This window comes from Lysinibacillus sp. NPDC098008, from assembly GCF_044760715.1.
Lineage (GTDB): Bacteria > Bacillota > Bacilli > Bacillales_A > Planococcaceae > Lysinibacillus.
In genome coordinates this window covers 137,283-149,042 of the sequence record NZ_JBIWBA010000002.1, presented here as the reverse complement: position 1 = coordinate 149,042, position 11,760 = coordinate 137,283, and the positions used below count along the sequence as shown (strand labels likewise).

Genomic DNA, 11,760 nt, shown 5'->3' with positions numbered 1-11,760 from the left:
AAGCTGTTAAGATGCTAAAACAGCCCGCTATCCAATAAAACAAGGATAGCGGGTGTTTGTTGTGCGTATTAACAAGACTACGCTGGGGTTTATTTAAGATTGCTGTGCATCAATAAACGATAACACATGCTTTCTGCCTGGTGCGGCATGGATTGCTCCCTTTACTGAAGCAGTTAATGCACCACTTGCATTGGCGAATGTTAATAGCTGCTGCTGATGATTGCGTATAATTGTACATAGCAGCTCTTGTGAAACATCAAGCGACAGTAACTCGGCTAAAAAACCACCAATAAAAGCATCACCTGCACCTGTTGTATCTGCAACTATTACTTGAAAGCCAGCCCCTTCAAAGACTTCACCAGTTTTTAAATAAATAGCAGCGCCATTTGCGCCTTTTGTATAGATAACGACTTGCACATGACCGACAAAGAGTGAGCGAATTGCCTCTGCTTCATCTTCAATATTTGTAATAAAGTAAAGCTCCTCGTCTGATATTTTGACAATATCGGCAGTTGGTAAAAAATCTAAAATTGTTTGACGGCACAGCTCTTTGTTCGGCCAAAGAGGGAGGCGTACATTTGGGTCAAAGCTGATAATACCGCCTACTGCACGTATATCTTCAATTACTTTTTTATGCGTCTGCTTCATTGGGCTTTCCACTAAATCGACAGAACAAAAATGTAGTAAATCACCTTGCTCAAACCATGTTGGTTGTACATCCTCAGGGGCAAGTAGTAAATCTGCTGCATTCTTACGATAGAAGCTAAAATCACGTTCTCCTGATGCCGTCACAGAAACAAAGGCTAGACCTGTTTCACCTTCCTCACAGCGAATAATACGAGATGTATCAACACCGTTTGTTTGGAGAATATTGAATAAATAATCACCGAAGCTGTCATTTGCAAGCTTTGTAAGCATAACAGCATGCCCATCGTATTTTGCCACAGCAATTGCCACATTCATCGGTGCACCACCGGCTACACGCTCAAAGCTCGTTACATCTTTTAAAGGCTGAGCTTTTTCAAGAGGAATAAAATCAATTAATGCCTCACCAATACAAAAAATCTTTTTCAATCATGTCACCTTATTTCCAAATATCGTTTAATGTCCAATATGTGAGTTCTTTAACGTTTGCCCCAGCAGCTACTTCAATACCTAAGCGCTCCTCAGTCGGGTAGATGCGGCTTGTCATTGTTGCTTCGCCATTACCTGCAAATACTTCGATAGAGGAACGGTCAACAAAGAGATGTAAAATCAGTTCATTGTCTGCATGAAGCATCGCTGTACGAATACCGTCTTCTGCTTTCCCAGATTTGGAGCAATCCAATAGTAATTTTTGCGTTTTATAATCATATGTTAACAAGGTTTCCTCTGCATGAATACCACGAAGCTTTAAGCTAACAGGCTGTTCATGACGGATGTCGAATACTGCCTTAATTTCTAACAATTCTTGATTTGTTGAAACTAAATAATTTGTTGCTAATGTTTGGTTTTGTAAGACTTGATACTCAGCATTGCGCAATGCTTTTAATTCCTCTACAGGATGCATACGCAATTTATGGTCGTCACTTAATGTTAGTACACGCGGTAATGTTAATGCACCACACCAGCCATCTGCCTTTGTTGGCATGTCAGACTCCCACATATCCATCCAGCCGATTACAATGCGGCGACCTTGATCATCTAAAAATGTTTGGGCGGCATAGAAATCATGTCCATTATCTAGCTCTGTAAAAGGTGATGTTTCTGTAAAGCTATTTGTATCATATTGATAATCGCCTATTAAGTAACCTGTTTGGAAAAGATTATTGTATAAGTCGCCCTGCTTTTCTATTCCTTGAGGAGAAATTAATAGAATATGCTTGCCATCTAGCTCAAAGAAATCTGGACATTCCCACATAAAACCTAAGCTACCATCACTTTGTGCAAGGACACCTACATACTCCCACTGACGTAAATCAGCAGAGCGATACAAAATAACACGCCCTACCATATCTTTTGTGGCGTTGCCTAGAATCATATACCAAGTATCTTCGTGCTTCCATACCTTTGGATCGCGAAAATGATGCGCGCTGTCAGCAGGAGGCTCTGGAATTACAGCATTTTCTGTCACTTTTGTAAAGGTCACACCATCCTGACTAACGGCGATATTTTGCGTTTGATAAAAAGTATCTTGTTCCTTATCAATATAGATATGTCCTGTATAAATTAATGTTAGCTGCCCATTGTCATCGACAGCACTACCAGAAAAACAGCCATCCTTATCATAATCATTGCCGGGAGTCAGTGCGATAGGGAGATGCTCCCAGTAGACAAGATCCTTACTTTTGACATGCCCCCAGTGCATCGGTCCCCAGTTTTCATCATATGGGTGGTGCTGATAAAAGGCATGATATTCTCCTTGATATTGGATCAGTCCATTTGGGTCATTAATCCATTGAGCAGGAGCCATAATATGATAGCCTAAACGATAACGATGATTGATTTTTTGTGCGGCTGATTGTTGTGCTTCCTGTGCTTGCTGTAATGTTTTCATGTCAAAGCCCTCCTAAAGTTGGTTGTGGTTCTGCTGGTTCTGATTTTTTTATAGTTGGTTTCGTATTTAATAATGTGAAAATAGAAATGACACTAAAAATCAAGACAACTACACCCATAATTAAATACGTGTTACGGAATCCAACATGATCATAAAGTGTACCTGCAATTGGTGATAGAATGGATGCACCAATTTGAGTAGCGAATTGGAACCCTACTAAATACAGGATAGATGATAAACGTGTATCGAAATTAGCCGCTAGATATTTAAAAATAGCAATTAACATAATTGGTAATTCAAAGGCATGAATTAGCTTCATACTTGAAATACCAATTGGCCCGTCCACTATACCAGAGCCGATAATACGAAATGCCATTAAAAAGCCTGCTAATAATAAGCTTTTTTTCGCACCTAATTTATTGACAATAAATGGTGCAGCAAACATCATACCAGCTTCTAAAAATACTTGGAAAGAATTTAAGTAGCCAAAGACTTGATTGCCTAATGCTTCACTAGAGAATAATGATGAGTAGTAAATCGGGAACTGTTGGTCATAGACACTATAAACACATGTAACACCGATTACATACATCATTAAGAACCAAAAATCCTTTAGTTTAAAGAGATTGCCTACATCCTTCAATGTAATGGATTCGGCTTTTTCAATTTCATCATGTGTCATTTCAATTTTGATGGAGAGAATAATGCCAACTAAAATAATCGCTGACACACTCGCAATCCAAAAGTTGATATTTGGGTTGATGTTGAATAATTGCCCTGCAAAAAATGTAGCTGCTGCCCATCCTAGCGAACCCCACATTCTTGATTTCCCATATTCAAAGCCATATTTGCGCCCAACCTTTTCAATATAAGATTCGATTGCACCAATTCCTGCTAGAAATGCCATCCCTAAATAAAGTCCACCGACAATTGCACCAAGAAAAACATTGTATTGCAGTAAAGGTCCATAAACGAAAATATAAAAAGGTCCAACGAATACAAGTAGAATGCTAATAAAGAACAAAATATTTTTCTTTAAACCAATTTTATCTGAAATATAGCCATAAAGAGGCTGCATACATAAAGCGAAAATGGCGTTTGCAGAAAAGATAATCCCTGTTGCTGAACCGCTTAAATTAATTTCTTGCCCTAACCAAATTGAAAATAATGAGTAACTAGATGACCAAGTGAAGAAGAAAAAGAAAAAATAAGCACTGAGTTTCCAGTAAAGGTTGTTAGCTGTTTGCATAGTGTACACCCTTTCAAATAATAGAGTATTATAACAATTTGTTTTTTTATAAATATTGTAATCGCTTGCAAAAAATATTTTATGTCAACCGGTTTCATATGTCGATCATATAAAGTAAAATTGCAATCAGTGAGAGATGTTAGATGAATAAAGATGCTGCTACTAACAGAAACATAAATAGGGGTTTATAGCCTGTTAATACGAGATCAATTCATCTATAATAGAAGGATATTTGTGTAAGTAAAACGGCATTGAAAGGAGAGGCTATATGAAACCGACAATTAGTGATGTGGCAAAGGTAGCAGGTGTATCACCAACAACGGTTTCTCGTGTCTTAAATAACCGTGGCTATATTAGTCAAGAAACGAGAGATAGTGTGCAACGTGCCATGGAAAAGGTGAACTATTTTCCAAATGATGTCGCTCGTTCGTTATTTAATAAACGGACCTATTTGATAGGCGTTATTGTGCCACAAACGAGCAATCCATTTTTTGGAGAGCTCATTTTTCATATTGAAAGCATCTGTGCTTCATTAAATTATAAAGTGTTGCTTTGTAATAGCTTAAATAGAGCAGATAAAGAGAAAAATTACTGGGCAATGCTGATGCGTAATCAAGTAGATGGTGTGATTGCTGTGACATATAATCGCGGCTTAGTCAATGGACATGAGCAGCATTTACCTATTGTAACAATCGACCATTATTTATCCCCAACAATACCAGTTGTTTCCTCAGATAATTACGCTGGTGGTGTACAAGCTGCAAAATTGCTACTGGCAAAAGGGTGTCAGCATATTCTCCATATTAATGGTCCTTTAAAGCTTGAAACCCCTGCCAATTTAAGGCGTAAAGGCTACGAGGCAGTGATGCAGGAGCATGGACGAACAGCCATTACATATGAAATAGCTAGTGCATTGAATCGTCATGAACAGCAAAAAGTCATTGCACAACTTTTTCAAGAGCATCCAGAAGTAGATGGTATTTTTGCGAGTGATGATTTAATTGCTGCTACTGTTATCACCGAAGCACCGAAGTATGGCAAACATATTCCAACAAATTTAAAAGTTATTGGTTATGATGGTACGGAAACGTGCCAAGCATTGTTGCCGAGTTTAACAACGATACGCCAGCCGATTGAATTAATCGCGCAAAAGGCTGTAGAGGTTTTATTGAAGGAAATTGAAGGAAATTATGAGGAAACAGCAAAAGATATTTGCTTGCCTGTGCAATTAATTGAAGGTACAACAACATAAACACGCATGTGAAAGTCATGCAATTGTAAATAACTTTATCTGATTAGTGCACATGATGCAAATACAATAGCAAGGGCTTGCAGGGAATGTATTTCCTTACAAGCCCTTTATTTTATTTTATAATAAAATAAACAAGCCGATATACGTAGTAGAGATGAGGTTATAGGATATGCAAACAATTAAAGAAATTACAGTAGCGTTAAAGGCTGCTACAACATATGAGTCATGGATGGAGGCGCTACAGCAAGATAGCCGTGCAGGTGTACAAAAAGCATGGCAGCAATTTATTAAACGCATGAATAAACAGCAGCAATTACAACAACAACATGATGCGAAAATTGCCTTTGATGCACAGTTTGGTCAGCTTGTAGCGGGGGTAGATGAGGCTGGTCGTGGTCCATTGGCAGGCCCTGTTGTGACTGCTGCTGTTATTTTACCTGAAAACTGTCAGGCATTGCTTGGCTTAAATGATTCAAAACAGTTATCAAGGGACACAAGAGAACGCATGAGTATTTTAGTGAAAGAGCATGCGCTTAGCTATAGTATTCACTTTCTAAATGCTACAAAAATTGATGAACTCAATATATATGAAGCGACAAAGCAGTCGATGGCTGCAAGTGTAGAGGGGCTACATATAAAGCCTAATTTTGTAATAGCAGATGCGATGACACTGCCTATTCCTATACCGCAGCGCTCTATTATTAAAGGGGATGCACAAAGCTTAGCCATTGCAGCTGCTTCGATTTTAGCGAAAACGGCACGTGATCATTATATGGAGGAGCTGGCACAGGAGTTTCCTCAATATGGATTTGAGCAGCATGCAGGCTATGGCACGAAGCAGCATTTAGAGGCACTTGCTAAGTATGGACCAACAATTCACCATCGAACAAGCTTTGAGCCGATAAAATCTATGTTAAAGAGGTGAGGGCATGACATCTACATCGTTTAATCCGATTCAAACACAGCAAAATGCGATAACAGCAACAAATCAGCCGCTTGCATTAAAGCAAGGACAAGTATTTCACGGTACCATTAAGCAATTATATCCAGACCAAATGGCAGAGGTACAAGTGGGCAATCAAAAATTAATAGCGAAGCTTGAGGTTCCTTTAAAGGCTGGAGATGCTCATTTCTTTCAAGTAACAGGTACAAACCCACAAACGGAATTAAAGGTTGTCACTGGTTCAATGGCACAAACTACCTCTCCAAGCCAGCAAATTAGCCAATTATTAGAATCTATGAACCTACCTAAAACAACAGAGATGCAGCAATTGCTGGGGCATTTTATGAAGGCACAGCTACCCATTTCTAAAGATCAGCTAGTACAGGCTGAAACGTGGCTAAAGGCATTGCCAGAAGGGGTTTCGAAAGCGGATGCATTGCAGGTGATTCAAAAAATGGTGGAGTTGAAAATGCCAATGACCAATGCTATTTTTCAAGCGCTGATGAGCGGTCAAAAAACTTCTGGTATGACGACAACGATGGATAATTTTGCACAGCTTTTAGCAAAGGACACGGCTTTACCTGAGGCACTTAGGCAAAATTTAATGCAGCAGGTGCAAGCGATTGCCAAGCCCTTTGAGGTTGAAACGGGCAGTGTTATTTTAGCTAGAGCTATCCAGAGCTTAACAAATAATGCCGCCACTACCAGCGACAAGATGCAAGCCTTAATGATATTAAAGGAAGCAGGCATTGTTCCGCAGCAGGCTACATTGCAAAATTGGGCGGCAATTAATGACCCAAAAGCAACACAGCCAATGCAGCAGGCTGGTCATGTTATTCAAACGATACTTGCAACAAAGCCTGAAAATGCTAGTCAGCTTATTGACCAGCTTAAAGCATGGACAGCAAATCAAAGCTTTTTAACAACTAAGCAAAAGGAGCAGGTCCATCAATTAATCGATCGTTTTAGTCAGTTACCTGCAACAAAGCAAACAGTAGAGGTTTTTGCAAAACAGATGCAGGAGCAATTATTAAAAGCATTTGCTCAAAATACGGCTGATCGGTTATTTACGCAAGATGCAAGTGCACTTTCAAGTAAAGATCATTTATTATCGCTTATCAGACAAGAGGCAGCCTCCCCATTGCAAAATGAGGCACTAATGCGCAATCTTGTTAAAAGTAGTATGGAATCCCCACAGCCAATGGTTCAACAACTGATGACACAAGCGGATGCACTTGTCCAAAGTTCGATGGATAGTAAGGCAATGGAACATGCGCTAAAAACTGTTTTAAAAAATTTAGGTATTAGCTATGAGGCAACACTTAATAACAAGTCAGCAGATTTACAAATGGTTGCCCATCAGCTAAAGCCACAGCTCCATACATTATTACAGGAAGCAACGCTTACACCGTCATTAAAGGAAGCAGCAGAAATGCTGATGACACGAATGAACGGCATGCAGCTATCCTCGGGTGAAAATGGACATCAACATCAGCTAATTATGCAAGTACCACTTGAATTCTTTGGGAAGAAAATGGATGCCACATTACAGTGGAATGGACGGATGAAGGATGATGGTAAAATTGATGCCGACTATGCACGTGTTTTATTTTATTTACAAATGGAATCAATGAAAGAAACCGTTATTGATATGCAAGTGCAAAATCGAGTGGTTACTGTAACGGTCTTTAACGAACATACAGATATGCAATTGCTTGCAGAACCATTAAAGGCAGCCTTAAAAATAGGCCTAGCAGAAAAAAATTATCAGCTATCAGGTGTTTTTCTAAAGCCATTTGACAAGTCACAAAGTGATAAAATCAGCCCTGTAGTAGAACAGAGAGAGGAACAAAGTGGGGTGGATATTCGCGTATGAGCGAGGGAAAATTTACACGAAAAGAGGCAATTGCACTTACTTATAAAATGGGGCAAGTTGAGAGTCCTGTTGTAGTAGCAAAAGGAAAAGGAAAGATTGCTGAGAATATTTTGGCACGCGCAAATGAGCATAATGTGCCGATTTATGAGGATCCTAACCTTGTACAGCTACTTGGTCAATTAGATTTGAATGAGTCGATTCCTGAAGAATTATATCAAGCCGTGGCAGAGGTTTTTGCATTTATTTATCGTTTAGATCAGCAGCATGCAAAAAAATATAGAAAAAACGAATTATTCTGATTATTTCCACGAACTGTATTAATACAAGAAATAGAAGAAAACGTCATAATAATAGAGAAAATTCGAACAAAAGACAAAGTGTAGACTTTATCAGAATCTTTCGTTAGAATAGTCTATGTTAGTAAAACAATTTTATGTAAATGTTTGATGGGAGGATGTATTATGAATATCCATGAATATCAAGGGAAAGAGATTCTGAGAAAATATGGTGTTGCAGTACCAAACGGAAAAGTTGCTTTTTCCCCTGATGAAGCAGTGAAAGTAGCGAAGGAACTTGGCTCAAATGTAACAGTGGTCAAGGCGCAAATTCATGCGGGTGGACGCGGCAAAGCAGGTGGCGTAAAAATCGCTAAAAACCTTGACGAAGTCCGCACTTACGCAAAAGAGTTATTAGGAAAAATTTTAGTGACTCATCAAACAGGTCCTGAAGGAAAAGAAGTAAAACGCTTATATATTGAAGAAGGTTCAGATATCCAAAAGGAATACTATTTAAGCCTAGTATTAGACCGTGCGACATCTCGCGTTACAATGATGGGTTCTGAAGAAGGCGGTATGGATATTGAAGAAGTGGCAGAACAAAGCCCAGAAAAAATCTTCAAAGAAGTAATCGACCCTGTTATTGGATTAACTGGTTTCCAAGCACGTCGTATGGCATTTAATATGAATATTCCAGCAAACCTTGTGGGGAAAGCTGTTAAATTAATGTTAGGTCTATATCAAGCATTTGTTGATAAAGATGCATCAATTGTGGAAATTAACCCACTTGTTGTCACTGGACAAGGCGATGTAATGGCACTAGATGCTAAATTTAATTTTGATGCCAATGCATTATATCGACATAAGGATATTGTCGAATTACGCGATTTCGATGAAGAAGACCCAAAAGAAATTGAAGCATCGAAATATGATTTAAGCTATATTTCATTAGACGGTAACATCGGTTGTATGGTTAATGGTGCTGGACTTGCAATGGCAACAATGGACACGATTAGCTACTATGGCGGAAGCCCTGCTAACTTCCTAGATGTAGGGGGCGGTGCAACAGCTGAAAAAGTAACAGAGGCTTTCAAAATTATCCTTTCCGATCCACATGTAAAAGGCATTTTTGTTAATATTTTTGGCGGTATTATGAAGTGTAATATTATTGCTGAAGGTGTTGTAACAGCTGCTAAAGAAATCGGTTTAGCTGTGCCATTAGTTGTACGCTTAGAAGGTACAAATGTAGAGCTTGGAAAAGAAATTTTAAATGCATCTGGTTTAAACATCGTTGCAGCGGATTCAATGGCTGACGGTGCACAAAAAATTGTGGAACTAGTAGGCTAAGGAAGGCAGGGAGAACAATGGCTGTATTTATTAACAAAGATACAAAGGTAATTGTACAAGGGATTACGGGCGAAACAGCTCTTTTCCATACAAAGCAAATGCTTGAGTATGGTACAAAAATTGTAGCAGGTGTAACACCAGGTAAAGGTGGACTTGAAGTCGAAGGAGTTCCTGTTTTCAATACAGTGTCAGAGGCTGTAGCAGCAACAGGTGCAACAACTTCAGTTATTTATGTACCTGCACCATTTGCGGCAGACGCTATTTTAGAGGCTGTTGATGCAGAATTAGAATTAACAATCTGTATTACAGAGCATATTCCTGTTCTTGATATGGTAAAGGTAAAACGTTATATGGAAGGTAAGAAGACACGCCTAGTTGGTCCAAACTGTCCAGGTGTTATTACAGCCGATGAATGTAAAATCGGTATCATGCCTGGCTATATTCATACAAAAGGCCACGTAGGAGTAGTTTCTCGTTCTGGTACATTAACATATGAAGCAGTACATCAATTAACACAGGCAGGAATCGGTCAAACAACAGCTGTAGGGATCGGTGGAGACCCTGTTAATGGAACAAACTTTATCGATGCACTTGAAGCATTTAATAATGACCCAGACACATATGCTGTTGTGATGATTGGTGAAATTGGTGGAACAGCTGAGGAAGAAGCGGCTGAATGGATTAAAGCCAATATGACCAAACCTGTTGTTGGCTTTATTGGTGGACAAACTGCACCTCCAGGAAAACGTATGGGTCACGCAGGTGCGATTATCTCTGGTGGTAAAGGAACAGCAGCAGAGAAAATTAAAGCAATGAACGCAGCTGGCATTGAAGTAGCCGAAACACCTTCTGTTATTGGTGAAACATTGATTAAAGTAATTAAAGAAAAAGGGCTATACGAAAAATGTAAAACCCATTAAAATGGAAGATGTAGCACATTGTTGCTGCATCTTTTTCATTATTTATACACTGTTTACCATACTTCTGCTAAGTCTAAATAACGATTATTTTTCTATATGTATAGCAAGAGCTTGTGAAAATAATCTAAAATGCCTATATAGAAGACAGTGGGTAAATGTCCACTGAACCGAGATAAAATCCGAACGCAATTACGCTGGGCGTAATTGATTTGCACTGAAATGGAAATAATTGTTATGAATGTATGACGTAGTTAGCAAGACCCTATTTACTGTGCAAAAGCGCATACTTTTTGTTATAAATGATGGGAAAGATTTTTGATGGAGATTGTGTTGGAATCATTATGCGGTCATTTCATTTCTTCTATTATAAGGAGGCTTGTTAAATGATCTTTGCAGTAGATGCACAGAGATTACTAGCTTTGCATTATGTATATCCATTACCACTTCAGAAACTTCAACGATTAGTATCCCCAGTGGATGTATTGAGCCATTTTGAACAGGCTCATTACCATGAGATTGCGAAACTTTTACAAATATCGACAGATAAAGCGTCACAAATCGCTCAAAACTTTCGACAAATGATGACATTTCCGTTTGAGGAAGCCTATGCACAAGCTAATATTTTCCCCATACCCTATTATCACCCTTATTATCCAGCGCAATTATTTGAAATATCTAGCCCACCTACTGTATTGTATGTGAAAGGTCAATGTTCCTTATTAACAAATAACAAACAGATAGCGATTATAGGCTCTAGGAAGGCCACAGCGTATTCAATAAGAGCGATGGACTATATTGTTCCGCCACTTGTTCAACATGGTTATACGGTTGTTAGCGGGCTAGCAAAAGGTGCTGATACAATGGCTCATAAGGCAACGATAAAGATGGGTGGCCAGACAATTGCTGTGCTTGGACATGGTTTTCAATATTTTTACCCTAAAGAGAACCAAGCTCTTGCTCAAGAAATGATGGAGCACCAGCTATTAGTAACGGAATATCCTCCCTATATGAAGCCAGAAAAATGGCATTTTCCAATGCGTAATCGCATTATTAGCGGTTTAGCTAAAGCTTTAGTTGTGACAGAAGCTGCGTTAAAAAGTGGCACACTTATTACAACAGAGCTTGCTTTAGAGCAGGGAAAGGATGTATTTGTTGTACCGGGACCTATTGATGCAGAGCAGTCTAGGGGGACAAATCAGTTACTGTTAGAGGGGGCAATTCCGGTGAGTAATGGTCATCAAATCGTAGAAACACTGGCTCTCTTTTCTAACAAAAATTGAAAAAAAGTTGCATTATCTTAAAATCTGTTATACATTTTGCAACAGGTAACTTAAAAAATTAGTAATAGACCTCGCTAAGGGG

Annotated in this window: 10 protein-coding genes; 7 read left to right on the top strand and 3 right to left on the bottom strand. The window is 38.9% G+C overall.

Annotation, left to right across the window (positions count from 1 at the left end):
- Window positions 1–93 precede the first annotated feature (93 nt).
- The 3 genes from ACIQVU_RS03120 to ACIQVU_RS03110 are packed head-to-tail and all read right to left on the bottom strand — an operon-like array spanning window position 94 to window position 3,785.
- Window positions 94–1,074: a carbohydrate kinase family protein gene (locus tag ACIQVU_RS03120; RefSeq protein ID WP_340804713.1), complete on the bottom strand. Its 981-nt coding sequence runs from the start codon at window positions 1,072–1,074 to the stop codon at window positions 94–96.
- 10 nt (window positions 1,075–1,084) lie between these two features.
- Entirely contained in the window at window positions 1,085–2,536 is a 1,452-nt protein-coding gene (locus ACIQVU_RS03115) for a glycoside hydrolase family 32 protein (RefSeq protein ID WP_340804714.1), read from the bottom strand.
- Window position 2,537: 1 nt separating this feature from the next.
- Complete coding sequence (locus ACIQVU_RS03110; protein WP_340804715.1) at window positions 2,538–3,785, bottom strand: MFS transporter; 1,248 nt, start codon at window positions 3,783–3,785, stop codon at window positions 2,538–2,540.
- Between the two features lie 268 nt (window positions 3,786–4,053).
- Between ACIQVU_RS03110 and ACIQVU_RS03105 the strand changes: the two genes are divergently transcribed.
- From ACIQVU_RS03105 to dprA, 7 genes are all read left to right on the top strand, one after another.
- Window positions 4,054–5,037: a LacI family DNA-binding transcriptional regulator gene (locus ACIQVU_RS03105; protein ID WP_340804716.1), complete on the top strand. Its 984-nt coding sequence runs from the start codon at window positions 4,054–4,056 to the stop codon at window positions 5,035–5,037.
- A 169-nt stretch (window positions 5,038–5,206) separates the two neighbouring features.
- Complete coding sequence (locus ACIQVU_RS03100; protein WP_340804717.1) at window positions 5,207–5,962, top strand: ribonuclease HII; 756 nt, start codon at window positions 5,207–5,209, stop codon at window positions 5,960–5,962.
- A 4-nt stretch (window positions 5,963–5,966) separates the two neighbouring features.
- Complete coding sequence (locus tag ACIQVU_RS03095) at window positions 5,967–7,856, top strand: hypothetical protein (RefSeq protein ID WP_340804718.1); 1,890 nt, start codon at window positions 5,967–5,969, stop codon at window positions 7,854–7,856.
- On the top strand, window positions 7,853–8,155 hold the full coding sequence (locus ACIQVU_RS03090; RefSeq protein ID WP_340804719.1) for an EscU/YscU/HrcU family type III secretion system export apparatus switch protein: 303 nt from the start codon (window positions 7,853–7,855) through the stop codon (window positions 8,153–8,155). Before ACIQVU_RS03095 ends, ACIQVU_RS03090 begins: the two co-directional genes overlap by 4 nt.
- A gap of 162 nt (window positions 8,156–8,317) precedes the next feature.
- Entirely contained in the window at window positions 8,318–9,478 is a 1,161-nt protein-coding gene (gene sucC, locus ACIQVU_RS03085; RefSeq protein WP_340804720.1) for an ADP-forming succinate--CoA ligase subunit beta, read from the top strand.
- Between the two features lie 17 nt (window positions 9,479–9,495).
- Window positions 9,496–10,398, top strand: coding sequence for a succinate--CoA ligase subunit alpha (gene sucD / locus ACIQVU_RS03080; RefSeq protein ID WP_340804721.1), 903 nt, complete (start codon window positions 9,496–9,498; stop codon window positions 10,396–10,398).
- Window positions 10,399–10,781: 383 nt separating this feature from the next.
- The gene (gene dprA / locus ACIQVU_RS03075) at window positions 10,782–11,678 is read left to right on the top strand and encodes a DNA-processing protein DprA (RefSeq protein ID WP_340804722.1); all 897 of its coding nucleotides are present in this window, start codon (window positions 10,782–10,784) and stop codon (window positions 11,676–11,678) included.
- Window positions 11,679–11,760: the final 82 nt, after the last annotated feature.